We start from the raw sequence: 24,415 nt of genomic DNA, 5'->3' as shown, positions 1-24,415 counted from the left end.
TGAAAGAAGGCGTTGAAATGGTAATGCCAGGTGACAACGTTGAAATGTCAGTAGAATTAATCCACCCAATCGCAATGGACCCAGGTCTACGTTTTGCGATCCGTGAAGGTGGTCGTACTGTAGGTGCTGGTGTTGTTGCTAAAGTAACAGCATAATCACTTTATAGTGTGAAAAAGCGCTCCATTTGGGGCGCTTTTTTTATGGCTGTATTTTGTGCGCTAGTTTCCAGATGGATGAAAGCTTGTCCTACTGTATTGATGGATGAAATAGCTGTTCTTTAAACCTTGAATCAATCTAAAACCATTTTATGAACATTCTTTTGCTGCGGTTTAGTTGCCTTTTTTTCTCTTACATCATAAAAATAATTTTGCTGTCTAATTATTCTTGCTCTTACGTCATAAAAAATCATCGTCTATTTTTTTACTCTTGCGTCGTAAAAATAATTTCATTGTCTATTTTTTACTCTTGCGTCACAAAAAATAATTTCACTTATCATTATTTTTTATTCCTCATGTCCTGAACTGACAACTCACTGTCCTTAACTGCACTTAAATACTGCACAGAAAACCGTAATATGAACTCATACCGAAAAATAAAAAATATAGCGGGTTACAGGAAATGAATGACTTCATTGTTGTAACCTCAGGAGTGAGCAACATGAATGCTAAAGTGAGTATTAGTGAACGTGCAGGGGCGAGTTTTCCTGTCCGTCGAATGAATTTCAACTTTGATGCTGTACCTGAATATTGGATGAATGGTAATGCAGGTCTAACGCATTTTATGACTGCATTATCTGCGTTATTTCCTGCAGGTGAGAAGTTCTTTATAGACAGTGTACGTGCTGTGCGTTATCACCCAATGCTGAAAGACAATGTAGATTTACAGAAAGAAATCAGTGCCTTCATTGGACAAGAAGCCATGCACACGCATGAGCATGTCGGTTTTAATGCCTCTGCACAGAAATTTGGGCATGATGTTGATACTTTGGATTGTTATACAGATACTGTGATTCAAACTACACGCAAATTTATGGCAAAGTTGGCTAAACCGATTGGCATTACACAGAAAATGGTAGATTTAACTGCGACCACTGCGCTAGAACATTTCACAGCTACGATTGCCTCACAATTATTGACCAATTCACATATTCAAGAATTGATGACCGATGACACCATGAAAACTATGTGGTTGTGGCATGCGATTGAAGAAAACGAACATAAAGCTGTTGCGTATGATGTATTTGAAGGTGTGTTTGGCAAAGGTCTGAAAGCCTATGCACTACGTACAAGTTCTTTGGTTATTTCGATGCTGACTTTATTTTTTGTACAAAACTATTTTTTGTGGCGTTTACTAAAACAAGACAAGCAGTTGAATTTGGAAAATTTACGCATGATTTATCGTTATGCCTATAGTCCATCTAAAGGGATTATTACAGGCATGGGCAAAGAAATGTTGTTCTATTTCAAACCGAATTTTCATCCTAACGATTTTGATACCACAACATTATTAAATACTTGGAAAGCTAAATTAGGCTTTTAAACTTTTCCTTTTGGTCAGGCAACGTAAGTTGCCTTTTTTTTTGCTCGATTTTTTTGTCGTGAAATCTATAATGCCTACATCTTAGAACAGCACAAGATCATTTCTTATGATTCGTTTAATGCAAGCCCATGATGTCGCCGATGTGGTTGCGATTGAAAATTTGGTACAAAGTCATCCGTGGAGTGCCAAACAATTTGCCGAAGCGGTAGAGAGTTATCACAGTACCGTGATTGAACATGCAGGGAGAGTGGTGGGTTTTTGTATTTTGCAACCTGTGTTGGATGAAGCAAATTTGTTGTTGATGGCGGTGCATCCAAGTCAGCAAGGCAAAGGTTTAGGTTATCAACTGCTAGAACATTCTATTGCAGGTTTGAAAAACCAACCTGTGCAGATTTTTTTAGAAGTACGTGAAAGTAATTTAGCTGCGATAGCCCTGTATGAAAAGTCAGGTTTTCATCAAATTGATTTACGTAAAAATTATTATCCTAAAACGGATGGCACACGGGAGCATGCCATTATTATGGTGAAATCTTGTAGCGATGATTTTGCCAGTTTGTTTAAGTGAATCTGATCGATGCAAAAATCAGTATTGCATCATTACATTTTTATTTGATGATGGAGTTATTCCAGCCTAAGGGCAGCGTGGTCATTAAGGAGTTTCCCAATTGCTGCACCTCATCGGTATTTAGGCTGCGGTTAATGCGTCGCCATTGACCATCAAGCAGTAGCTCAAGGGGCACATATTGCGATTTATAGTTCATTTTATTGGAATGTGGTACCCAATAACCTAAGTAAACATATTGCAGTCCCAAATGCTGTGCCTGTTCAATTTGTTTTAATACCGCAAATGTTCCGAGTGAGCGACGACTTTCGTCTGGGTCAAAAAAGGTATAGACCGCAGAAATACCATCATCTAAATAATCACAGGTCGATACTGCAATTAAGCGATCATCTTGCCAAACCTCTAAAAAGAAGCTGCTGGTACAACTGTGGATTAGGAATTTTTCAAATTGGTCACGGCTGGCAGGGAACATATCGCCATCGGCATGTCGTTCATTGATATAGCGTTCATACAGCGCATAATGCAAATCACCTGCATCTTGTGGCTTGGTGATTTTGATCTGTAAATCGTGATTGCGTTTCCAAGCTTTCTTTTGCGTGCTGTTCATTTTAAATTCAGCGACAGGAATACGTGAAGAAAGGCATTGGCGGCACAAATGGCATTCAGGACGATAGACAAAATCGCCACTGCGACGAAAACCGACCCGAGAGAGTTCAGACAAAGTCAGCACATCAATTTTATGTGCAGGATCTAAAAAAACCATCCGCGCAGATTTTTCAGGTAAATAGCTGCAATCATGCGGCGGAGTAATGTAATACTGCAAATCATTTAGCAGGGATTTTGGGTGATATGAATTCATTGTCAAGATCCCTCTCTGTTATTGTCATTCAAGTAGGCGCGCATACTGCGCTATTGTTTTACTTGAAAATACACTGTCCTGATATTTTTTCCAATTGATTGCAGGTTGTTTTACAACATCTTGTAACGATTTAAGATAGTCTTGGCGAGAAAGTGTACATGCTCCGAGACTGATTAAATGGTCATTGACCAATTGGCAGTCAATCCAAGGCAATTGTTGTTCTTGTCCGAGCAGCATCAAACTATAAAATGCCATTTTGGAGACATCGGTACGATGGCTAAACATGGACTCGCCAAAACAGCCTTTGCCAATACTGACTCCATATAAACCACCGACCAAACTATCTTGCTCCCAAACTTCTAAACTATAGCCATAACCTGCTGCAAAAAGCTGACAATAACCTTGAATGATCTCTTCAGAAATCCAAGTATCATTGGCGTAGCTACGGGGCAAGGCACAATTGCGAATCACTTGTTCAAAGGCATGATTGATAGTAATGCGATAATCTATTTTTTTCATGTTGCGGATTAAAGACTTACTCGGCTGATAATGTTGCGGAATAATTACGCAACGTGGCTCAGGACTCCACCAACAAATAGGATCACCTTCTGAAAACCATGGAAATAAGCCATGTGTATAGGCTTCATATAAGGTTGAAGGGGAAAGGTCTGCACCTACACAAATCAAGCCTTCACCCTCAGGATCAACTTCAATGGGATCGGGGAAAATGAATTGTGAAGCCGGGAGCGTGTGCATATCAATTGCCGTATGAAGTTTTACGATGAACTTGATTTCATCATACCTAAAAATGCCGTGATAAAAAAACCGCTCAAGGAGAGCGGTCTTTAAACTTGGTCACTAAATTATTCACCAAGTGCATCTAAATATTTTTCTGCATCCAAAGCTGCCATACAACCTGAACCTGCAGAAGTAATCGCTTGGCGATAAATTGAATCGGCCACATCACCTGCAGCAAATACGCCAGCCACAGAAGTTTGAGTCGCATTGCCTGAAGTGCCGCTTTGTACTTGGATATAACCATCACGCAAGTTCAATTGACCTTCGAACATGCCTGTATTCGGTTTGTGACCAATCGCAATGAATAAGCCAGACACATCAACATCTTGAGTAGAGCCATCAGTGGTTGATTTTAAACGTACTGAAGTTACGCCTGTGTTGTCGCCCAAGACTTCATCAACTTGGTTGTTCCAAAGAATGCTGATTTTGCCTTCTTTCTCTTTGGCAAATAAATGATCTTGCAAGATTTTTTCAGAGCGAAGTGAATCACGACGATGCACCAATGTCACGTGTGATGCAATGTTAGACAGGTATAATGCTTCTTCAACAGCCGTGTTACCACCGCCAACGACCATCACTTTTTGGTTTTTATAGAAGAAACCATCACAGGTGGCACAGGCACTTACGCCTTGACCCATAAATGCTGCTTCAGATTCTAAACCTAAATATTGTGCAGTCGCACCTGTGCAAATGATTAAAGCATCACAGGTAAATTCTTCCATATCGCCTTTGAGTACAAATGGGCGCACATTCAGGTTTACTTCATTGATATGGTCATACACGATTTCTGTGCCAAAGCGTTCCGCATGAGCTTGCATACGTTCCATTAACGCTGGGCCTGTTAAACCTTCAGGATCACCTGGCCAGTTATCAACTTCCGTAGTTGTGGTGAGTTGACCACCCAATTGTAAGCCTGCAATTAAAGTCGGTTTTAAGTTGGCACGTGCAGCATATACTGCAGCACTATAACCTGCAGGGCCTGAACCTAAAATAATTAAACGTGAGTGACGAGCGCTCATGCACAGCATCCTTTTTTTATTTAGAAATTTATGGAATTATACGTGAAACAGGATGAGTTTGCTGTGTGATTAAAGTTGATATTACTGATCATGTAAATCGATTTGAGCTATATAGAAAAAGTTAACAACACACTTCAATAATCTTGCATCTTTTTCTAGGCAACACATGCATAATAGAAGGTCTGTTATAATTTATAGCTTGCTGTGTGGTGAAGCTTGCATCGTGAAATGCAACTTAAATGACACAGCTAAATGAAATACAGACGCTCCGAATCAGGCGGCTTTTTAAGACCATCGAACAAACAAAAAACATTGATGAAGAATTGGCGACAGGACAATATATGACTGCGGTGTCGGGTGCTTATGCACATCGCTTAATAGCGACATTATTTTTGGTCTCTTTTGGAATATATCTGTTCCTTGCAACGGTGACCTATACTCCATTTGACCCAGGTTGGATGCACATTTCCAGTGACACCCAACAGGTTTCAAATGCGAGTGGAATCGCAGGTGCGTGGATTGCCGATTTACTGTTTGGCTTTTTAGGTTGGGCGAGTCTGCTTCTTCCTGCTTATTTTTTTATTGAAGCCTTACAAGTCTGGTGGCCACGTAGTTTTTTAAACCGTCCATTTCGTTATGCTGCACAATTCTTCATTTTATTGGCAACAGCAAGTTTGCTGTATTTATTTTGGCAAGTACCTGCCGATACGTTAGACAATGCCTCAGGCGGCATCATTGGTTTTGAACTTGGGAAAAGTTTATCGCAAATTTTAACCATTTATGGAGCAACACTTTTTTTAGTCGTCTTTTGGATTTTCTTATTTACCCTCGCATTTGGGGTGAAGTGGAACAGAACGTGGGCAACTTTAAAAGCTACACCTGCTTATCTGCAAGATTTGTTCTATCGCAATGTACCTGAAGCAGAATCTGACTTTGACCGTTCTACACCACAGGTGAAAAAGACCGTTGTCGCTGCTGCACCTGTGGTTGCTGTTGAAGTGGCATCAACTGATTTAGAAGCAGCAAGTGAACCCGTGGTTGCACAGGCGAAAGAAGCTGAAACAACTGCGCCACATCCTGCGGCAGAGCGTATGTTTAATCACATGCAGCAACGTGAAGAAGAAGAGCAACAGGCGCAGCAACAGCTATTGGTGCAAGATGAAATTGATGATGTTGAGTTAGAAAAAACCATCGAAAAGGCGCATCGCTTAGAACAAGACAGCCAGCGTATTGTTGCGACAGGCGAAGTGTGGCGTGCTTTACAAGAAAATACCGACAGTCAGCATAACCAAGACATTCATGCATTATTACGTGCTTCTGAAGAACCAGAGCCACATCTACAATCGAATCCTTTTGATGAAGTGCGTCCTGCATCTACGGCATCTCAAGCCACTGCAAAATCTTCGTTAGATTGGGATGATGATCAAATTTTTGATGAATTGCTCGCAGCAGTTCCGCAAGGCAAAGCTGCAAGTGATTTACACAGCCCATTCCAAAACAGCGGGGCAATGGATACTTTAGATGAGTCTGTGACCCAGCAAGAAACAGTGCATCCGCACTCGAATCCTACGGCTCACAATTTTAACGATGATCTCAGCAGATTTGAGTCAGATTTTAACCCGCCATCGTCAAGTGCTTCGAATACGCAAAATCATGCTGTACGCCAAGAGCGCCATTTGCAGCATGATTTAGACAGTTTAGATGACTTGTTGGTGGATGATCTTTTGGGTGATGAGTTACAGCAAGATGCATTTCAAGATCAAGCGCCTGTAGCGCGTAGTACCAGTAGCTATGCACAAAGTTCTGCTTTTGTTCAGGCACCTATTCAGACGGCAGCCACTGCCGCAGTGATGGCAAACGCAGCGACTGCTACACAGGCTGAACAAGCAGAAAAAGTGGCGTTATCCAAAGAAGCATTTATCGAAGCTTGGCAGGAAACCGCAGGCAAACCACTAGACGAAGATGACTTTGATTTTGATGCGCCGCTGACCGATGCACATGGTCGTCCGATGTCACGCGCCATGCAGGTTGCAGAAAAACGTCGTGATTTATCGCCATTACCGGGTTTGGATTTGCTTGATAAAGTCGATCCAAACAAAAAAGTGAACTTCACCGCAGAACAATTATCGCGCTTGTCGGAATTGCTGGAAATTAAATTACAGGAATTTAATGTCAAAGCCAAAGTGGTTGAAGCACAGCCTGGTCCTGTCGTGACCCGTTTTGAGCTGGATTTGGCACCTGGGGTCAAAGCTTCAAAAGTAACCAATATTTCTCGTGACTTGGCGCGTTCAATGTCGATGGCATCGGTACGTGTGGTCGAAGTGATTCCGGGCAAACCGTATATTGGCATTGAAGTACCGAATAGTTCACGTGAAATGGTACGTTTGATTGAGTTATTACAAACGCCTGCTTTTGAAGATCCAAACGGCATTTTATCTATGGCGATGGGGAAAGACATTTCAGGCAATCCTGTGATTACTGAATTGGGCAAAGCACCACACATGCTCGTAGCAGGGACAACGGGTTCAGGTAAATCAGTAGCAGTGAACTCGATGATTTTGTCGATGTTGCTGAAATACAAGCCTGATCAATTACGCTTAATTTTGATTGACCCGAAACAATTGGAACTCGCCAACTATAACGATATTCCACACTTATTGACGCCTGTAGTGACTGATATGAAAGATGCCGTCAGCGCTTTAAATTGGTGTGTCAATGAAATGGAACGTCGTTATAAGCTAATGTCTTTCCTGAAAATTCGTAAATTAAGCGACTATAACCGTAAGGTTGAAGAATCTATTGCCAATGGTGAAGATTTAATTGATCCAACTTGGAAGCCGGGAGATTCAGCAACGCAAGAACGTGCACCGCGTTTAACACCATTGCCATCTATTGTGATTGTGGCAGATGAGTTTGCAGACATGATCATGCAAGTGGGCAAGAAAGCGGAAGAAATGATTACCCGTTTGGCACAAAAATCACGTGCAGCAGGGATTCACTTACTCTTAGCAACTCAGCGTCCATCGGTGGATGTGATCACAGGTCTAATTAAAGCCAACATTCCAACCCGTGTAGCTTTGCGTGTGAACTCGAAAATTGACTCACGTACTATCTTGGATGCGGGCGGTGCAGAAGACCTGCTTGGTCATGGTGATATGCTATTTTTAGGGCCGGGTAAAATTGAGCCAGAACGTGTGCATGGCGCATTTATTTCGGATGATGAAGTCAACCGTATTTGTGATGCGTGGCGTGAGCGTGGCGATCCTGACTATGTCGATGAAATCTTGACGCCATTTGATGAAGAACCATCTTCACGTGGTTTTGAAGATGGTGAAGGCAGTCCAGACCGTGATGTGTTGTATGATCAGTGTGTAGCATTTGTTTTGGAAACACGTAAAGTGTCGACCTCATCTTTACAGCGCAAATTTAGCTTGGGCTATAACCGTGCGGCACGTATTGTCGATCAGATGCAAGAGCAAGGCATTGTGAGCGAGCAAGGAGCAAATGGGAAACGTGAAATTTTAGTGTAAAGCTTTCACTTTCTGTTTGATTTTGAATCAAGTAGTGCTATAAAAAAATCCCGCAATTCAATTGCGGGATTTTTTCTTTTTACACTCAATCTTTTTGGCTGAATTTAGCCAGAGATTGTGTTTAAACAGTTTAAGCAAACTTGGCTAAAACGGCTAAAAAACCATCTTTTTGACGTGGAAATTCAGCAATCACATCGTGAATACGCTGACCTTCAGGATTAGTGGCATTGACATCGCGACCATCGGCAACAAATTGTGTCAATAGACGTTCATAGTCGCTTGGACGCATGTGTTTAAATGCGTGATAGAGTACGTGAAAATCTGCATTCACACCTGCAGGTGGAAGTTGATTCAAATAGGCAAATACACGTTCATCCGACCATGCTTCGTTAAAGGTCGCAGGTTGAGATAATGCCATGGCAATCTCCTTTATATTCTTTTGAAAAAAATAGGGCAAAATAACTAGTGTTATTTTGCCCTGATTCAATTTGCTTGACTAATCAGTATTCAGATTATCGCTCTTCAGGCAAATTGATATTCATTTCCAACATTTCAATATTGGCTTCTGAACGCACAGACATTTGAATATGTTGTTCATCGACACCACGCACGTAGCGATTTACCACTTGCATGATTTCTTTTTTCATCTGATCAATTTTGTCTTGGCTTAAGCGTTTACCTAGACCTTGTTCAGAAGCAACAATCACTTTTAAGCGATCTTTTGCTGTTTGTGCGCTAGATGTCTTGTCTTCACCGCTAAATAATTTGCTCCAAAATCCTGCCATGTCTACGCTCCAAATAATCGTGCTAACCAACCTTTCGGTTTTGTTTCAATATGACGAAACGGACGTTCTTCACCCAAGAAACGTGCAACCAAGTCATCATACGCCTGACCTGCAGCAGCATCGCTATACAGAATGACAGGTTTGCCTTCGTTAGATGCTTGAAGTACGCTCTTACATTCAGGAATAACGCCTAAAGTTGGTACACGTAAAATATCTTTAGAAATGTCGTCAATGGTTAGCATTTCTTGTTTATCGGCACGTTCTGGGTTGTAACGTGTGATACACAAGTGCTTACGCACACGACCTTCGTTTTGTTCTACTTTTTTGGTTTTGCTGTCAAGCATACCAATAATACGGTCAGAGTCACGTACTGAAGAAATTTCAGGGTTGGTCACAATAATCGCTTCATCGGCATGGTACATTGCAAGAATGGCACCGCGCTCAATCCCAGCAGGTGAGTCGCAAATAATGTAATCAAATTCTTGTGCCAACTCATCCATGATACGTGCCACACCTTCATCGGTGAGGGCATCTTTATCACGGGTTTGTGAAGCTGGAAGAATATAAAGGTTTTCGATATCTTTATCGCGAATTAATGCTTGTTGTAAACGCGCTTCATTATTTAATACATTCACAAAATCATAAACAACGCGACGTTCACAACCCATAATTAAGTCAAGGTTACGTAAACCCACGTCAAAATCGATAACAACAGTTTTGTGACCACGTAGGGCTAAACCTGTTGCAAAAGATGCACTTGTAGTGGTTTTACCTACGCCACCTTTGCCTGATGTTACGACAACAATTTTCGCCACCGAATCCACTCCTGTTATGGTTTAAATTCCCCTATATTTTTTCGGGGATTTTTGGTGATTATTTATACATTAAAATTGTAGAGCTTCAAATACAAGCTCTTGGTTATCATTTAAGTAAATATGCACAGGTTTTTTAGTCACATGCTGAGGAATATCGTCCGCCACGCAATACGTGCCTGCAATAGATACCAATTCTGCTTCTAGGGAATGACAGAAAATTCGTGCCGCAATATTCCCGCCCGCGCCGGCAATGACTCTACCACGTACACTACCATAAATATGTATATTTCCTGAAGCAATCACTTCAGAACCGCTGTTGATGCCTGCGGTTAAAATAATGTCGCCCTGATGTTGTACCAAGCATTGACCTGTACGCAAAATTTCATCGTGATAAGACGTAATATGCGCTACAGCAGGTGTAGTTTCAGCAACTTGATTTTCCGTCTGTTGCTGTTCTGCCGCAGGTTCAGGTTTTACTTCAACCACTTGTTCTTTGGTGGCTTTCACTTCCTGCAATGGACGGTCTTGCGGGATGACAGGGAACTGAATAGCACGTGCCTGATCTGCCATAATGCCTTCAGTCACAGCAATTGGCTGTGCTTCTAGGCTAATTAGCAATTGAATTAGCGCAATCAATTCTTGTTCGACTGAACTTTCAATGACCACCAAAACCCCTGGTGGAAATGATTTTTGCAACATTGGGCTTAGTTGCTGGCGGATCGCATCATGATCATTGGTGTCTAAGCTAATGCGAATCGCATTGACCAATCTGCCTTTTATCCGTATGTCAGCCATAATAATTCCTTAACACTTCTAACTTTGCTGGTTGTTGAAGTCATCTTATAAATAGAGCAAATCCTAGAACAAATTGGGTGAATTCTCTAGTTCAGTTACTAAAAATATTTCACATTGTTTTAGCTAAAATTATCGAAAGACCTTTATGAAATATCGTGTTGTTGTCCTTCATTTAAAATTTGTTGCCATTGTTTAACTTTTACTTGTTTGCGAATTGCTTCTAAACTTTCAAATATCGCTGATTCCACTAATTTATCAATATGCTGATTATGTTCAATCTCAATCTGACTAATTTTTTCAGCAATCATTTGATAAGTTGGATTTTGTACTTGTTGATGCTGCTGTGCAAAAGGTTCAATTAAACCTTGGGTGATATTTTCGCCCAATCGTTGTCCGATACTTTGAATTTGCTGTTCAATACGTCCACCGACCAATGGAATCAGGCGCAGCAATTGCGTCAGTTCAGGCGTATCTTCAATGGCTTGATTCACCACCAACCCGACATTTTTCGCAATCATGTGACGCTGCATTTGTAATTCTTTGCCTAAGGATTCCTGCAAAATATCGGCTAGGGCAATCGCGAGTAATTGACGATGATGCTCGACCAAATCATCAATAAATTGTTTGTGAGTGGTACTGGTGGTCAATTCACGTTGCACACCATTAAGTACCGTGAGCACCACACGGCTACTCAGTTCTTCCATTAGCAAGTTGTAGTAAAAGTTGCCGCGTTTATACCAACTGTCTGGAATGACTTTATAGCCATGGCTATGCAGGTTGTAACCAATCGCGATGGCACGTAATAAACGTAAAAAACGCAATTGCGGAATAATTGCAAGAATTTCATACCAGTGAATAAACGGGAAAAACCACCAACGCTGATGATGTTTGAAAATAATTGCAATACCCCAACGCACGCCCAACTCTACAATTAAAAACGTGGTAAACCAGCCTTCGGTAATCACCACCCAAGGGCGCAATTCTGTTCGATAAAACTGTAAAATTTCAGGTAGACGAATAAAATCGAACAACCATTCGCCAAAATCACTCATTAAAATGGCATTGGCACTTAAACAGAACAAGTTAAAGATGATTAAACCCATCAAAAACAAGTCATAAGCCAAGGCAATTTTCCATCCCCATGAATCTTTACGCAGGGGATGAAAAGAGGATTTGATGACAGGTTCTTCAGACTTTTTCATGGCGTACCTGAATGGTTATGCAGTCGGAGCTGCAAGTTTTTGTTGCATGCTTTCAATCAATTGATCTTTTTCCAGCCACAGTTCATGCACCCATTGCTGAAAACGCTCACGATATTCAGCATCATCTTCGTAATTGCCGCCCAACACCCAATCTGGAATATTAATTTTGCGTAAATTCACCGCAATGCGCGGCACCTCACCTAACCAAAACTCGCTATAGCCCGGCACGCCATCTGGGTACACAATGGTCATATCTACCAAGGCATCAATTTGATCACCCAAAATATTCAATGCCAAAGCTAAACCACCAGCTTTTGGCTTTAATAAATGTTGATAAGGCGATTGTTGTTGATCATGTTTTTCTTGGGTAAAGCGTGTGCCTTCTAAATAATTCAGCAGGGTAAAGGGCTGACTTAATAACTGTTGGCAGGCTTTACGCGCTTCTTCCATATCGTGGTCTTTCAGCTCAGGTTTTTTGGCAATTTGTGCTTTGCTGTGACGCTTCATCATTGGGAAGCCTAAAATTTTAAAGGCTTGTCCTACAAAGGGAATAAAGATCAGTTCCCACTTGGTAAAAAAGCGGGTCAATGGCATACGGGTTAAGCCAAAATACTGATTTACTGTGGTATCGACCCAACTTTGATGGTTACAGGTCATGAGATAACGACCTTGCATGCTCAGTTGCAAATCTTCATCAATGCTGATATCCCATTGGGTATTGGGTAATACATGATCAATCAGCCAGTTGTTTACACTGAGCCAACTGTTGGTAATTTGAATATTGGTTTCATCGACCTTACGTGACTGCTTTAACAGTTTGGTTAAGCCCAAAGCCAACACAGGAGGGCCGTGAAAAAATGTACTGCCAGTGATGACTGTACCCACGGTGAGACCTTTTGTGATTTTTTTTAATAAAGGGTGTTTCTTTGCTTGCGATGACATATAAATCAATCCTGAAGATAAATCGTCCAATGCGTCACGTGTTTGTAGATGACTCCAATATAAATGTTGTTTTTAAAATAAAAAAGTGTTGAAGTGAAAGTGTGTAGAAATTGTGATGAAGTTATACCAAGATTTGTACATGATCATGTATATTTGTAAGTAAAAGTTTTTTTATTAACAAAAAATCAATGGTCTAAGTATATTTTTTCATTCAATATTCAGCATATACAACAAAACACAAGTAAGGAGGCATGCCATGCGTGCATTAGCAATTTCGGCAGCAGTCGTAGGGGCAATGGTTTTAACTGGTTGTCAAACGACTGGTAACAACCTTGGTGGTATGGAATATGACAAAACTGCGTTAGGCACAGTAATTGGTGCTGCTGCAGGTTATGGGGTCTCTAAAAGTAACGCAAATACAAGTGCACAAAACAACCGTGCTGCAGCAATTGGTGCTGTAGTGGGTGCTGCTGCGGGTGTTTATCTTGACAATAAAGAAAAACAACTTCGTCAACAAATGGCTGGTACAGGCGTAGAAGTAAACCGTAATGCCGATGGTTCTGTTGGCTTGATCATGCCGGGTAACATCACGTTTGATACTAACAAATCAAACATCAAACCAAACTTCTATTCTACCTTGGACAAAGTAGCGCAAACGCTAACCCAAGATAACAAGAGCGGTATTTTGGTAACAGGTTTTACTGACAGCACTGGTAACGACGCAATCAACATTCCATTGTCACAAGCACGTGCACAATCGGTTGCAAACTACTTGGCTAGCCGTGGTGTATCAACTTCACGTATTAATGCACAAGGTCACGGTGCTGCAAACCCAATCGCATCGAATGCTACTGCAGAAGGTCGTGAGCAAAACCGTCGTGTAGAAATCAGCATTTATGCAATCCAATAATCTGGCATTGTATAGATTGTAAAGAACCGCCTTCGGGCGGTTTTTTTATGCAAGCAATTTCTAGGGTCTACTCAGCAAATAGACAATGACGTCTAAAGTAGCATTTTAGATTAGTCATCTTTGGCGGAGATGACTATAATCGAGCTCGAACCGAAATAGAGGAAATACTATGACACTGGCAAGTCAGTTAAACGACAAGCAACTTGAAGCGATGAAATACACTCAAGGACCCTTGTTAGTGCTTGCAGGTGCAGGTTCAGGCAAAACTTCGGTGATTACCCGAAAAATTGCCTATTTGGTTAAGCATTGCGGGATTCCTGCGCATCGTATTACAGCGATGACTTTTACCAACAAAGCAGCACGAGAAATGAAAGAGCGTGTGACCAAATTGTTGTCACGTGAAGAAGCTAAAGGATTATCGGTTTCGACTTTCCACACCTTTGGTCTGAATTTATTACGTCATGAATTAAAACACACGCCGTTAAAAGCCAACTTCTCTATTTTAGATGCCGATGACTGCAAACGTATTCTGATGGATTTAATGCACCGCGATAATTTGTCGGGTGCAGAAAGCAAAGAATTGATTGCCAAAGCCATGAAGATGATTTCAGACTGGAAAAATGATCTGATTGCACCAGAGCAGGCGCATACCACCTGCGAAACGCCAGAAGACATCCAGTTTGCACATTTATATCAACTTTATGAACGTAATTTACGTGCCTATAACGCGGTAGATTTTGATGATTTAATTGTAATGCCGACACGACTTTTGCAAGAAAATGCCGAAGTGCGTGACAAGTGGCAAAACCGTGTTCGTTATTTATTGGTCGATGAGTATCAGGACACCAACACCGCACAATATATCTTGGTGAAATTACTTGTGGGCGTAATGGGGCAGTTCACTGCGGTAGGTGACGACGACCAATCGATTTACGCTTGGCGCGGTGCGAAGCCTGAAAATATGGCCTTGCTGAAAGATGATTTCCCGAATTTAAAAGTGATTAAACTTGAGCAAAACTATCGCTCGACCAGTCGCATTTTAAAAGCGGCCAACACCGTCATTGGCAATAATCCACATATTTTTGACAAAAAACTGTGGTCAGATAAAGGTCATGGTGAAGTGATTCGGGTAATTACATGCCGCAATGATGATGATGAATCAGAACGCGTGGTTAAAGACTTACTCACGCATAAACTGATGAATGGTAAAAGCTGGAAAGATTATGCAATTTTGTACCGAGGGAACTTTCAGGCACGTATTCTGGAAACCCAATTACGTCAAATGCAAATTCCTTACAAGCTTTCGGGGGGGCAGTCATTCTTCGCACGTGCTGAAATCAAAGACATCATGAGTTATTTGCGTCTGATTATTAACCCTGAAGATGACAGCGCATTCTTACGCATTATTAACACGCCTAAACGCGCGATTGGTCCTGTGACTTTGGAAAAACTAGGGCTGTTTGCACAGGAAAACCATTTGTCATTATTGGCTGCTGCAGGTGATCAGCGCCTAACCATGGCAATTCCGAAAAAAGCCACGACGCAGTTGGCAGAGTTTTCAGATTTTATTAGCAATTTTACGCGTAACTTATTGGAAGATGATGAACCTGTGCCAATCATCCGTCAAATGATGCTCGAAGCAGGTTATATCGACTACATTAAAGAGCAAGCAGCTACCCCTGCGCAGGAAAAAACCAAGCTAGATAATATCGAAGTTCTATATAGCAGCATCCAAAGTTTGATTAACCGTGCTGAAGATGTCGATGAAAAGAATATTGAAAGCGTGATTCGTAAAATGGTGCTGCTCGATATGCTCGAACAGCAACAGGAAGAAGAAGACACTGATAAAGTCAATTTACTCACCCTGCATGCGTCCAAAGGCTTGGAATTTCCGTACGTGTATTTGATTGGTTTGGAAGAAGAGCTTTTACCGCATAAAAACTCAATTGTGGCAGATACTGTCGAGGAAGAACGCCGTTTGATGTACGTGGGGATTACTCGTGCACGTCAGGGCTTAACCATTACTTTGGCAGAGCAGCGCAAAGCGGGCGGGCAAATGAAACAAATGACCCCAAGTCGTTTTTTGGATGAATTACCACAAGATGAATTGGAATGGCTCGGACGTAAGAAAAAGTTAGCCGGTGATGTCGATCCGAAATTACAGGCACAGCATTATTTGGAAAATTTACGTGCCTTAATCAAGCGCTAATTTTTTGAAAATACTTAGGGCATTGATGCAAGTACAGCATCAAATGGCACATCGAAAATCGAAAGAAAATTGAAAATTTAAAAACAGGATAAACTTCATGAAAGTTCAAGTTAAAGTCTTAGATTCACGTTTAGGCACAGAATGGCCAATGCCAACTTATGCAACCGCAGGTTCGGCAGGTTTGGACTTACGTGCTTGTGTAGACAGCAGCACCGTGATTGAGCCGGGTCAAACAGTCTTGGTCAAAACAGGTTTAGCGATTTATATTCAAGATACAGGTTTTGCAGGCATGATTTTGCCGCGTTCAGGCTTGGGTCACAAACATGGCATCGTGTTGGGGAACTTGGTGGGTTTGATTGATTCAGATTATCAGGGTGAATTGATGGTTTCGGTGTGGAACCGTAGCCAAACAGCATTTAGCTTAGAACCTGGTGAGCGTTTAGCGCAATACGTTTTGGTTCCTGTGGTACAGGCCAAGTTTGAACAAGTAGATGAATTTGTTGCCACCGAACGTGGTGCAGGTGGTTTTGGGCATACGGGCAAAAACTAAGTTACTTAGGTTTCAGCCTATATCGTTTGGTAAAGTTTTATCTGAAACTTTACCAACAATTCTTGAAAAGTAACGAAAGATGTACTAATAATGACAAGTAAATCACTAGCTCTGATGAGACCATTGCACATCTATTAAAAAATCTAATTAGAATTTTCAAAATATCTCGAGCCAAGATTTATTCACTTTATGTTGGCTCATCTTTGTAGTTGTAAGCCTATGAACAATCCACAAACACTTTTTCCTCAGCATATTTTTCGCGCTTACGACATTCGTGGCAAAGAAACTGTGCTGACCGCGAAATTGGTACACGCCATTGCACAAGGATTGGTGCAACAATATCAACAAGAAAAGCAAACTCAAATTAGTATTGGTTATGATGCGCGTTTAAATAGCCCCGCTTATGCTGAAATTATGCGCCAAGTCTTTCTTGCCCATCAATTTCAAGTGACGATGGTGGGTTGTTGTTCTAGCCCGATGTTGTATTTTATGGCACGACACACGGCAGGCAATGGCATTATGCTTACGGCCAGTCATAATCCAAAATCAGACAACGGCATTAAATGGATTGTGCAGGGCGAACCGCCAACCCCTGAAATGATTCAACACGTGGCACACGATGCAGCGCCATATTATTTAAATACCGATGCAGCACCATCCATCGCCTCACAACACGCCACCAATATTTCACATGAATTTATTGAAGATGCGTGTCAGCAATATCAGCAGGCAATGTTGAACGATATTCAACTGGCGGGCACTTTTAAAGTGGTTTTAGATGGGATGTATGGTTCGGCAGGTCATTGCGCTGCTTTGGTTTTGCAAAAAATGGGCTGTGAGGTGATTGCTTTACGCTGCGAAGCCAATGGTCATTTTCCAGAACATGCACCCGATCCATCACAAGAAAAACACTTACAACATTTAAAAGCTGCGGTGCGTGAACATCAGGCGGACATTGGCATTGCTTTAGATGGCGATGGTGATCGTGTCGTCCTCTTGGATGAACATGCCAATGTGCTTTCAGCAGATCGTTTGCTGTCTTTATTTGCAGAAATGTGTTTAAAAACTCATCCTCAGCATCAAGTGGTGTTTGATGTAAAATGCTCCACTATGGTGCGCAATACCGTGCGTGATTTGGGTGGCGAAGCGGTGATGATTCGCACGGGCAGTACCTTCTTGCGGCGTTATTTGGCGCAGTCGCAAGGCAAGGCTGTGTTCGGTGGCGAATACGCAGGACATTATGTATTCAATGATGGACGTGGTTTTGGCTATGACGATGGTATTTACGCAGCGCTGCGCGTGTTGGAATATTTAAGCCACAGTAATTACAGCAGCCTTTCGGCATTGATGCAGAAATACCCTGAGCGTTGCTGCACTGAAGACACGTATATCAGCACACGGAATATTGAACCGAGTGCGGTTTTAAATGATGTTGAAAGTTCTAGCCATCGCAGTGGTGCAGAATTAAGTAAAATAGATGGTGTAAGACTTGATTTTGAAGATGGATTTGGCATTATTCGAGCATCCAATACAGGCGAATATTTTACGGTGCGTTTTGATGCCGATAATCCATCACGACTGAATGATATTCGCGATACATTTGTTTCCATGTTAAGTGAGCGATACCCTGAAATCGCCCAAGACATTTTAGATGCTCAATAAGGAGAGGCGAATGCCACATCAACAGACTGGTATCGACAAAGCGCAAATTTTGACTGAAGCTTTGCCGTATATTCAACGTTTTGCGGGCAAGACCCTTGTTGTGAAATATGGCGGCAATGCCATGACCGATCCTGAGCTGGAAAGTTCTTTTGCTCGTGATATCGTGTTGTTAAAGACTGTAGGCTTAAACCCGATTGTGGTGCATGGCGGTGGTCCACAAGTGGATTCTATGCTCAAGCAATTGGGACGTGAGTCTGACCGTATTGATGGCATGCGTGTCACCGATCCTACGACTATGGAAGTCGTAGAAATGGTCTTGGGTGGTAGCGTCAACAAATCTATCGTCAATCTGATTAACCAACATGGCGGTCGTGCCATTGGTTTGACGGGTAAAGATGGTAACTTGATTCGCGCACAAAAATTATTGATGCAAAAAACTACTGAAACAGGCGAAGTACAACAAATTGACCTTGGTTTGGTGGGTGAAGTGGTGGGTGTCAAAACCGACGTGTTGGAAATGTTTACCAGCAGCGACTTTATTCCAGTGATTGCACCTTTAGGTGTCGATGATGCAGGCAATACCTATAACATTAATGCCGATTTAGTCGCAGGTAAAGTTGCCGAAGCATTGGGTGCGGAAAAGTTAATTTTGCTGACCAATATTACGGGTGTATTAGACGAAAATAAAAACCTGTTAACTGGTTTGACTACGCAGGAAGTAGATCGTTTAATTGATACAGGCGTGATTTACGGTGGCATGATTCCAAAAGTGGGTTGTGCATTGGATGCAGTTAAAGGCGGTGTAATCAGTGCACATATTGTAGATGGTCGTGTGCCACATGCTACTTTATTGGAAATCTTTACTGATCATGGTGTGGGAACATTAATTACCAACCGTGTCCAAACGCGTAAATAAAACTCTATAAGATGATCCCTAAAAGAGCTTCACAATTGAAGCTCTTTTTTATGTCAAATTTACGGCAAGAAACTGAAATTTTGTTGATTCAGCATCCTTGAAATTGCTTTGCACCTATCCTGCAATCTTAAAATTGTAGTCGCTAAAATCGCGGTCATCATAGTGTCATGCTGCTGTCCTAGTGTAGGAGAAAACATGAGGTATCTATGATGCTACAAAAATTAAATCAGTATCGTCAGCAGTTTAGCTTTCCTATGGTTAAAGTGGGTAAAGCACAGAAAAAAAACAGCAAAGCTACGCAATATGCGTTTGAATGGGTTGAAAATTTAAAGCAACTACAAGAAGTACAGCGCTTTCGTGCACAGCAATTTTCCAAGCAATTTGGCATTGAATTTGAATCGGGTTTAGATCAGGACTTGTACGATTTTGGCTGTGAACACGCCGTACTCAGAGATAAATCTACGGGTGAAATTGTTGCTTATACTCGTTTAAAACTTTGGCAAGGGCATGAGCTAGCCAACAGTTATAGTGCGCACGAGTTTAAAATTATAGATGAGTTAGGGCATCTCTCGAATATTGTCGAAATGGGGCGTACTTGTGTGCATCCACGTTATCGTTCAGGCAAAACACTCTCTATTTTATGGCTGAATTTAGTGCCTAAAGTGTTATGGGAAATGCGTGCCAAACACATGATTGGCTGTGTCAGTATTCGTTTGGAAGGTAATGAAGCACGCGCGTATCATACCCATCAAGCGATTCAACAATTGGCAGAAAATCAACGCTGCGATATTCAGTCACAGCAGCCGTTTGAGCCAAGTTGTCCAAGTCATAGCTTTAGCCAAGATGAACGAATACCTAAACTGTTTGATGTTTATCTGAAAATGAATGCTAAGCTGTCTGAGCAAGCATTTTATGACCGTGAGTTTAACTGTCTAGATTATTTTGTTTTGTTAGATGTGAAACAAATGGCGAAACATTTTATTCGCCAAAAGAAAGTGAAAGCATCTTAACTAGAATAATTAAGCAGAGATTTCTACAGCACTGCATATCTATGAAGTGGTACTGTAGAAATCTATTTATATTTTTCAGATTTGAATTATCCACATGGCTGATGCACAATAATCAGATAATTTCATTATTTGTATAAAGATAAGGCCTTATGTGTCAGTTGCTTGGAATGAATTGTGCGACACCTACCGATATTACCTTTTCATTTCGGGGATTTTCGCAGCGCGCAGGAATCACCTCAGATCATTCTGATGGCTTTGGCATTGCTTTTTTTGAAGATAAAGCTTGCCGTTTATTTGTCGATAACCAGTCTGCAGTGGAGTCACCCATTGCAGAATTGATCCGTAACTATCCCATCAAATCGCGTAATGTGATTGCCCATATTCGTAAAGCGACACAAGGCAAAATTAATTTAGAAAATTCACATCCGTTTAGTCGTGAGTTGTGGGGACGCCAGTGGATTTTTGCCCATAATGGTGATTTACATGACTTTCATCCACGTTTATCAGGTCGTTTTACCCCTGTGGGCAATACCGACAGTGAACGTGCATTTTGTTATTTGTTAGATCAATTGGTAAATCATTTTGGTTATGATGAACCGAGCCTGACGCAAATTTTTGACTTGTTAGCCGAAATTTCTCCTAAAATTGCAGAACATGGCACTTTTAATTTTTGTTTGTCCAATGGTCAGGCATTATTTAGTTATGCGGTGACCAAATTACATTGGTTGGTGCGTGCTTATCCATTTCAGCCTGCACAATTAATTGATTTAGATGTTGAGGTTGATTTTAGCCAAGTCACCACAGCAGAGGATTGTGTGGCAGTGATTACCACTGAACCCTTGACTCAAAATGAAACATGGACAGCATTTCAGCCAGGTGAAATGATTTTATTTCAACATGGACGCCCAATTAAAACCCAAATGACACATATTGCGCGTTTGGAACGTGAGCGTTTAAATCCTGAATTAAGACGGATCACCAAAGCGGATCAATACTAATTTATACGGGTATGTGTGGTTGAAAAATATTCATTTTATTATTGTATAATTCAATTAAATCAAGAATGAAAATGTATAAATTGGTTAATTAATAATTGATTCTTTTAGTCGGGTATTTTTGTTAAAATTTATTTAAATCAATGTCTTGTGTTGTTTTTGTGCGATTTAAACCAATCCCTACCAATTCGCTTCATTTTTATTTATGGGAAATACGGCTACCATTCCGCAATGTGATTAATCATTTATTTCTGTAAGGTGGTCGTATGAAGATGAAATGGGTTCCAGAATACAATACTGGTATCGATGTGATTGACGATCAGCATAAACGTATCCTCGATTATATTAATGAAATTGTTGAAATTAGCGATGGTACAGATCGAGCACGTGTAAAGCAGATTTTAGATAATATTATTGATTACACCCAGTCGCATTTTACGTTTGAAGAATCATTACAAGAAGAAGCGGGTTATAAATACCGCGTACCACATAAACGTGTGCATGATTTATTCATTAAAAAAATTGAGTCTTATCGCGATCGTTATGAAATGGGACAATCCATTGAAGGCGAATTGCATGAAGTCTTATCAAAATGGTTAATTAATCATATTCAACACGATGACGCCGATTATGTTGGTGCTGTGAAAGAGAATATGATGGGCATTATTAAGGAAAATGAGAAGAAGAAAGGTAAAGGTTGGTTCGCTCGTTTCTTCTCATAAGTCTGAAGCCATAAAAAATGAAAGAATAAAAATTATAAATTTGCGCAGCAAACTGTCTAACGATAGTTTGCTTTTTTCTTTTTTGAGGTTTTGCTTTTCCTTGATGACAAAGGCAAAATAGCCGTAGATTTTTATTAGGACAGCGTCATGCAGGACAATGCTATGTCACGATGGTTATCGCCGCTGATGGCATTTGGTTTATCATTCATTATTATTGCCACACTCGCACCAATGACAGGTATTCAGGTTGAGCGCCAGCTCGACTTTTGGTTGTTGTGGTTAGCAACCATGCTGATTTTGGCATTACCGATTACTTATTTGGAAATTGCCTTAGCCAAACGCTCAAAAACGACAGCATTACAAGCACTTTCAAGTTTAACCCGTGATGCCGATGCTTCTCAAAAATGGCGTTTGGTGGGCTGGCTTGCAGTGGTGTTCATTCCATTTTTAGCAGGCGGTTTGTTGTCTAATGCTGCGCAAATTTTAAATCAATATGCCGCTGCAGACTTGGCTAGTCATGTCTTATTTGTGATTGTGGCTGTTTTAGCACTGGCATTGTCATTAGTTCCGCGTCAAATTTTATTGTTGTGTACTGCTGTTGCTATTGTGGCGGCTTTGGTTTTAGCAATGGTGATGGGTTCAGAACTTCCTGCATGGCAAGTCACCTCAATCGAGTTTAGTGAATGGGGCAGTGCAACCGTTTTGGCTTTGGTGGCCAGTGGTTTAGGCATGGGCTTGTACTGGCAAACCAGTTTGCCGCAAGTACAGCAACAATCTGCAGCAACCTCAACGGTATTGCCAATTTGGATTGCACAGCTATTGGCAGTCGTTGCTTTTGCATTCTTTGCCGTGCAAGCACAAATTCCAGCGTTGGCTTTGGTGGTGGCAACTGTTGCAGCAGCAGCGGTTCTATTGCAATTGGCACGTGAACAATTGGCACAACGTCAAATGGCGGTTGCGATTCAGTGGATTGTATTGATTGCAGCAACTTTGGTTTGGGCAATTCCTGCCATTGGTCCTGTATTTAATTTTGCCTTATTGCTTTGGGGCTTAGTTATTTGTTTGATTTACGCAATTTTTGCAGGCTGGATTATGAAAATCAGCCATTTGCGTAAAGCCATGAACTTTAGCAGTGAAGCCTTTTATAACATTTGGCGTATTGCGGTACGTGTGGTGTTACCTGTATCTATCGTAGTGGCGATGGTGGCGTTAATTGGACAGTGGATCGCATGAGTCAAATGGAGCAGGTTTGGGTGGCGTATGCCACACCCGAACAACAATGGCATGTGGCTGTCGCATTTCAGCAGGGCATGACTGTACTGGATGCAATTCAGCAGAGTGGACTTGTGACAGCAACGACTTTACCTGAACCGTTGATGCTGGGTATTTTTGGTGTACGGGTTGAGCCGCAGCATGTATTACAAGCAGGTGATAGGGTTGAGATTTATCGTGCTTTGACCATTAACCCGAAAGATATTCGTCGTAAACGTGCCGCAAAGAACCCTGTAGGGCGTTATGCCAAAAGCAATCGCTTGAAACAATTGCAATGATTTTAAAAACCCCTCAGATGAATTTCAGTGAGGGGTTTCTTTTTATTCTAAAGCGGCTATAGTGGTGGCGCGTTGAGAATCGCTTCTTTCGATCCTGGTAGGCCTGGTTGAGATTCTGGAATCGTTTCCAATCCTTCAACTTTTTCTACAATACCATTTTGATTGAAAAAGATTTTCAAATGCTGACCATGCGCGGCAGGGATCTTGGCTTTTTTAGCATAAGTTCCTGGGATATAGTTGTAAATGTAGTCCCAACGTAATGGATTCATCGGGTCGGCGATGGTAGGACTGCCCAGCAAAAAGCGGACTTGTTGATGACTCATACCGACTTGGACTTTAGACGCTTGAGCTTGGGTTAAAGGTGTACCCTGTGGAATATCGACTTTATAAACGCCCAAGGTCGAACAGCCTGCGAGCAGTGAAGTGACCAATAACGTCAACATGATTTTTTGCATTTTGCTACACTATCCCAAATTAATTATGATGCATTTGATCTTGATCCAGTGTTAGATCATACTGCATCTTAACTTTGTTGCATATTCCAACTTTAATTTTGTTGAGAGACCTTTTTTCATGCCTATTTCAAATCAAGAATTACGCAAAGCTGGACTTAAAGTTACCCTTCCACGAATTAAAATCTTAGAATTATTAGAAAATTCAAAACAACATCATTTAAGTGCAGAAGATATCTACAAAACTTTACTCGATCAGGGTGAAGATGTGGGTTTAGCAACTGTGTATCGTGTGTTAACACAGTTTGAAGCTGCAGGCATTATTGAGCGTCATAATTTTGAGAACAATCATTCTGTGTTTGAAATTATGCAGGAAGATCACCACGACCACTTGGTTTGCTTGAACTGTAGCAAAGTGGTTGAATTTATTAACGATACCATTGAAAAAGAACAGCATGATGTAGCTGAAAAATTTGGTTTTGAGCTCACAGGGCACTCGCTGAATTTATATGGTTATTGTGATGCGCCAGAATGTCGTGAAGCCTTACGCAAGAAATAATTTGCTGTAAGCATAAAAAATAGGCTTCCGTATG

At 41.2% G+C, this 24,415-nt stretch carries 24 protein-coding genes and 1 pseudogene; 15 read left to right on the top strand and 10 right to left on the bottom strand.

The window, feature by feature from the left end; all coding sequences use genetic code 11:
• The 3 genes and pseudogenes from FTT71_RS10410 to rimI all read left to right on the top strand — a co-directional run.
• A pseudogene (locus FTT71_RS10410) lies at window positions 1-155 on the top strand (elongation factor Tu); the annotation flags it as partial.
• A gap of 502 nt (window positions 156-657) precedes the next feature.
• On the top strand, window positions 658-1,539 hold the full coding sequence (locus FTT71_RS10405; protein WP_180044250.1) for a metal-dependent hydrolase: 882 nt from the start codon (window positions 658-660) through the stop codon (window positions 1,537-1,539).
• A 106-nt stretch (window positions 1,540-1,645) separates the two neighbouring features.
• Window positions 1,646-2,104, top strand: a complete 459-nt coding sequence (gene rimI, locus FTT71_RS10400) for a ribosomal protein S18-alanine N-acetyltransferase (RefSeq protein WP_004975283.1) — start codon at window positions 1,646-1,648, stop codon at window positions 2,102-2,104.
• A 40-nt stretch (window positions 2,105-2,144) separates the two neighbouring features.
• On the opposite strand, the gene FTT71_RS10395 is transcribed toward rimI, so the two are convergent.
• The 3 genes from FTT71_RS10395 to trxB all read right to left on the bottom strand — a co-directional run bounded on the left by FTT71_RS10395 (window position 2,145) and on the right by trxB (window position 4,777).
• A complete protein-coding gene (locus FTT71_RS10395; RefSeq protein WP_131261724.1) occupies window positions 2,145-2,960 on the bottom strand; it encodes an arginyltransferase in 816 nt (271 codons plus the stop codon).
• A 24-nt stretch (window positions 2,961-2,984) separates the two neighbouring features.
• Window positions 2,985-3,716: a leucyl/phenylalanyl-tRNA--protein transferase gene (gene aat, locus FTT71_RS10390; RefSeq protein ID WP_131261723.1), complete on the bottom strand. Its 732-nt coding sequence runs from the start codon at window positions 3,714-3,716 to the stop codon at window positions 2,985-2,987.
• Between the two features lie 107 nt (window positions 3,717-3,823).
• Entirely contained in the window at window positions 3,824-4,777 is a 954-nt protein-coding gene (gene trxB, locus FTT71_RS10385; RefSeq protein ID WP_167846209.1) for a thioredoxin-disulfide reductase, read from the bottom strand.
• Window positions 4,778-5,118: 341 nt separating this feature from the next.
• On the opposite strand from trxB, the gene FTT71_RS10380 reads away from it, so the two are divergent.
• A complete protein-coding gene (locus FTT71_RS10380; RefSeq protein ID WP_104853253.1) occupies window positions 5,119-8,307 on the top strand; it encodes a DNA translocase FtsK in 3,189 nt (1,062 codons plus the stop codon).
• A 130-nt stretch (window positions 8,308-8,437) separates the two neighbouring features.
• Here the strand turns inward: FTT71_RS10380 and FTT71_RS10375 are convergent, their stop codons facing one another.
• From FTT71_RS10375 to FTT71_RS10350, 6 genes are all read right to left on the bottom strand, one after another.
• Window positions 8,438-8,725 (bottom strand): PA4642 family protein, encoded by a 288-nt coding sequence (locus tag FTT71_RS10375; RefSeq protein ID WP_004975291.1) that lies wholly within the window; start codon window positions 8,723-8,725, stop codon window positions 8,438-8,440.
• A gap of 94 nt (window positions 8,726-8,819) precedes the next feature.
• Window positions 8,820-9,092, bottom strand: coding sequence for a cell division topological specificity factor MinE (minE, locus tag FTT71_RS10370; protein ID WP_178866985.1), 273 nt, complete (start codon window positions 9,090-9,092; stop codon window positions 8,820-8,822).
• A 2-nt stretch (window positions 9,093-9,094) separates the two neighbouring features.
• Window positions 9,095-9,907: a septum site-determining protein MinD gene (gene minD, locus FTT71_RS10365; RefSeq protein WP_096902697.1), complete on the bottom strand. Its 813-nt coding sequence runs from the start codon at window positions 9,905-9,907 to the stop codon at window positions 9,095-9,097.
• 69 nt (window positions 9,908-9,976) lie between these two features.
• Complete coding sequence (minC, locus tag FTT71_RS10360) at window positions 9,977-10,702, bottom strand: septum site-determining protein MinC (protein WP_004975296.1); 726 nt, start codon at window positions 10,700-10,702, stop codon at window positions 9,977-9,979.
• 143 nt (window positions 10,703-10,845) lie between these two features.
• Window positions 10,846-11,904 carry a hypothetical protein gene (locus tag FTT71_RS10355; protein ID WP_004975298.1) on the bottom strand — a complete coding sequence of 353 codons (1,059 nt, stop codon included), beginning with the start codon at window positions 11,902-11,904 and terminating at the stop codon, window positions 10,846-10,848.
• A 15-nt stretch (window positions 11,905-11,919) separates the two neighbouring features.
• Complete coding sequence (locus FTT71_RS10350; protein ID WP_154320414.1) at window positions 11,920-12,846, bottom strand: acyltransferase; 927 nt, start codon at window positions 12,844-12,846, stop codon at window positions 11,920-11,922.
• 256 nt (window positions 12,847-13,102) lie between these two features.
• Here FTT71_RS10350 and FTT71_RS10345 point away from each other — a divergent pair, with 256 nt between their 5' ends.
• The 10 genes from FTT71_RS10345 to FTT71_RS10300 all read left to right on the top strand — a co-directional run bounded on the left by FTT71_RS10345 (window position 13,103) and on the right by FTT71_RS10300 (window position 23,370).
• The gene (locus FTT71_RS10345) at window positions 13,103-13,756 is read left to right on the top strand and encodes an OmpA family protein (protein ID WP_004975301.1); all 654 of its coding nucleotides are present in this window, start codon (window positions 13,103-13,105) and stop codon (window positions 13,754-13,756) included.
• Window positions 13,757-13,925: 169 nt separating this feature from the next.
• Window positions 13,926-15,965 carry a UvrD-helicase domain-containing protein gene (locus tag FTT71_RS10340; protein WP_179991299.1) on the top strand — a complete coding sequence of 680 codons (2,040 nt, stop codon included), beginning with the start codon at window positions 13,926-13,928 and terminating at the stop codon, window positions 15,963-15,965.
• Window positions 15,966-16,062: 97 nt separating this feature from the next.
• Window positions 16,063-16,515: a dUTP diphosphatase gene (dut, locus tag FTT71_RS10335; RefSeq protein ID WP_004975307.1), complete on the top strand. Its 453-nt coding sequence runs from the start codon at window positions 16,063-16,065 to the stop codon at window positions 16,513-16,515.
• A 219-nt stretch (window positions 16,516-16,734) separates the two neighbouring features.
• Window positions 16,735-18,177, top strand: a complete 1,443-nt coding sequence (locus FTT71_RS10330; protein WP_004975308.1) for a phosphomannomutase/phosphoglucomutase — start codon at window positions 16,735-16,737, stop codon at window positions 18,175-18,177.
• Window positions 18,178-18,187: 10 nt separating this feature from the next.
• A complete protein-coding gene (gene argB, locus FTT71_RS10325; protein ID WP_004975310.1) occupies window positions 18,188-19,093 on the top strand; it encodes an acetylglutamate kinase in 906 nt (301 codons plus the stop codon).
• 209 nt (window positions 19,094-19,302) lie between these two features.
• Window positions 19,303-20,103 (top strand): GNAT family N-acetyltransferase, encoded by an 801-nt coding sequence (locus FTT71_RS10320; RefSeq protein WP_026438333.1) that lies wholly within the window; start codon window positions 19,303-19,305, stop codon window positions 20,101-20,103.
• Between the two features lie 149 nt (window positions 20,104-20,252).
• Window positions 20,253-21,101, top strand: a complete 849-nt coding sequence (locus FTT71_RS10315; protein ID WP_004975313.1) for a class II glutamine amidotransferase — start codon at window positions 20,253-20,255, stop codon at window positions 21,099-21,101.
• A gap of 263 nt (window positions 21,102-21,364) precedes the next feature.
• A complete protein-coding gene (locus tag FTT71_RS10310) occupies window positions 21,365-21,820 on the top strand; it encodes a bacteriohemerythrin (protein ID WP_004975314.1) in 456 nt (151 codons plus the stop codon).
• Between the two features lie 147 nt (window positions 21,821-21,967).
• Window positions 21,968-23,053, top strand: coding sequence for a hypothetical protein (locus tag FTT71_RS10305; RefSeq protein WP_096902264.1), 1,086 nt, complete (start codon window positions 21,968-21,970; stop codon window positions 23,051-23,053).
• On the top strand, window positions 23,050-23,370 hold the full coding sequence (locus tag FTT71_RS10300; protein WP_180160928.1) for an RnfH family protein: 321 nt from the start codon (window positions 23,050-23,052) through the stop codon (window positions 23,368-23,370). The genes FTT71_RS10305 and FTT71_RS10300 overlap by 4 nt, the downstream gene beginning before the upstream one ends.
• 56 nt (window positions 23,371-23,426) lie before the next feature.
• Here FTT71_RS10300 and FTT71_RS10295 read toward each other — a convergent pair whose 3' ends face one another.
• Window positions 23,427-23,825 carry an outer membrane protein assembly factor BamE gene (locus FTT71_RS10295; protein ID WP_004975323.1) on the bottom strand — a complete coding sequence of 133 codons (399 nt, stop codon included), beginning with the start codon at window positions 23,823-23,825 and terminating at the stop codon, window positions 23,427-23,429.
• A 118-nt stretch (window positions 23,826-23,943) separates the two neighbouring features.
• On the opposite strand from FTT71_RS10295, the gene fur reads away from it, so the two are divergent.
• Complete coding sequence (fur, locus tag FTT71_RS10290; RefSeq protein ID WP_004975325.1) at window positions 23,944-24,381, top strand: ferric iron uptake transcriptional regulator; 438 nt, start codon at window positions 23,944-23,946, stop codon at window positions 24,379-24,381.
• Window positions 24,382-24,415: the final 34 nt, after the last annotated feature.

This window comes from Acinetobacter sp. YH01004 (assembly GCF_013420455.1).
Lineage (GTDB): Bacteria > Pseudomonadota > Gammaproteobacteria > Pseudomonadales > Moraxellaceae > Acinetobacter > Acinetobacter towneri.
Note: the sequence above shows the minus strand (reverse complement) of the source record. Positions and strands in the feature narration are given on the sequence as shown.

Bases quoted from the DNA above. Each gene is read 5' to 3' on its own strand.
- FTT71_RS10405 (WP_180044250.1), top strand. From the start codon at position 658: ATGAATGCTAAAGTGAGTATTAGTGAACGTGCAGGGGCGAGTTTTCCT.
- rimI (WP_004975283.1), top strand. From the start codon at position 1,646: ATGATTCGTTTAATGCAAGCCCATGATGTCGCCGATGTGGTTGCGATT.
- FTT71_RS10395 (WP_131261724.1), bottom strand. From the start codon at position 2,960: ATGAATTCATATCACCCAAAATCCCTGCTAAATGATTTGCAGTATTAC.
- aat (WP_131261723.1), bottom strand. From the start codon at position 3,716: ATGCACACGCTCCCGGCTTCACAATTCATTTTCCCCGATCCCATTGAA.
- trxB (WP_167846209.1), bottom strand. From the start codon at position 4,777: ATGAGCGCTCGTCACTCACGTTTAATTATTTTAGGTTCAGGCCCTGCA.
- FTT71_RS10380 (WP_104853253.1), top strand. From the start codon at position 5,119: ATGACTGCGGTGTCGGGTGCTTATGCACATCGCTTAATAGCGACATTA.
- FTT71_RS10375 (WP_004975291.1), bottom strand. From the start codon at position 8,725: ATGGCATTATCTCAACCTGCGACCTTTAACGAAGCATGGTCGGATGAA.
- minE (WP_178866985.1), bottom strand. From the start codon at position 9,092: ATGGCAGGATTTTGGAGCAAATTATTTAGCGGTGAAGACAAGACATCT.
- minC (WP_004975296.1), bottom strand. From the start codon at position 10,702: ATGGCTGACATACGGATAAAAGGCAGATTGGTCAATGCGATTCGCATT.
- FTT71_RS10355 (WP_004975298.1), bottom strand. From the start codon at position 11,904: ATGAAAAAGTCTGAAGAACCTGTCATCAAATCCTCTTTTCATCCCCTG.
- FTT71_RS10350 (WP_154320414.1), bottom strand. From the start codon at position 12,846: ATGTCATCGCAAGCAAAGAAACACCCTTTATTAAAAAAAATCACAAAA.
- FTT71_RS10345 (WP_004975301.1), top strand. From the start codon at position 13,103: ATGCGTGCATTAGCAATTTCGGCAGCAGTCGTAGGGGCAATGGTTTTA.
- FTT71_RS10340 (WP_179991299.1), top strand. From the start codon at position 13,926: ATGACACTGGCAAGTCAGTTAAACGACAAGCAACTTGAAGCGATGAAA.
- dut (WP_004975307.1), top strand. From the start codon at position 16,063: ATGAAAGTTCAAGTTAAAGTCTTAGATTCACGTTTAGGCACAGAATGG.
- FTT71_RS10330 (WP_004975308.1), top strand. From the start codon at position 16,735: ATGAACAATCCACAAACACTTTTTCCTCAGCATATTTTTCGCGCTTAC.
- argB (WP_004975310.1), top strand. From the start codon at position 18,188: ATGCCACATCAACAGACTGGTATCGACAAAGCGCAAATTTTGACTGAA.
- FTT71_RS10320 (WP_026438333.1), top strand. From the start codon at position 19,303: ATGCTACAAAAATTAAATCAGTATCGTCAGCAGTTTAGCTTTCCTATG.
- FTT71_RS10315 (WP_004975313.1), top strand. From the start codon at position 20,253: ATGTGTCAGTTGCTTGGAATGAATTGTGCGACACCTACCGATATTACC.
- FTT71_RS10310 (WP_004975314.1), top strand. From the start codon at position 21,365: ATGAAGATGAAATGGGTTCCAGAATACAATACTGGTATCGATGTGATT.
- FTT71_RS10305 (WP_096902264.1), top strand. From the start codon at position 21,968: ATGCAGGACAATGCTATGTCACGATGGTTATCGCCGCTGATGGCATTT.
- FTT71_RS10300 (WP_180160928.1), top strand. From the start codon at position 23,050: ATGAGTCAAATGGAGCAGGTTTGGGTGGCGTATGCCACACCCGAACAA.
- FTT71_RS10295 (WP_004975323.1), bottom strand. From the start codon at position 23,825: ATGCAAAAAATCATGTTGACGTTATTGGTCACTTCACTGCTCGCAGGC.
- fur (WP_004975325.1), top strand. From the start codon at position 23,944: ATGCCTATTTCAAATCAAGAATTACGCAAAGCTGGACTTAAAGTTACC.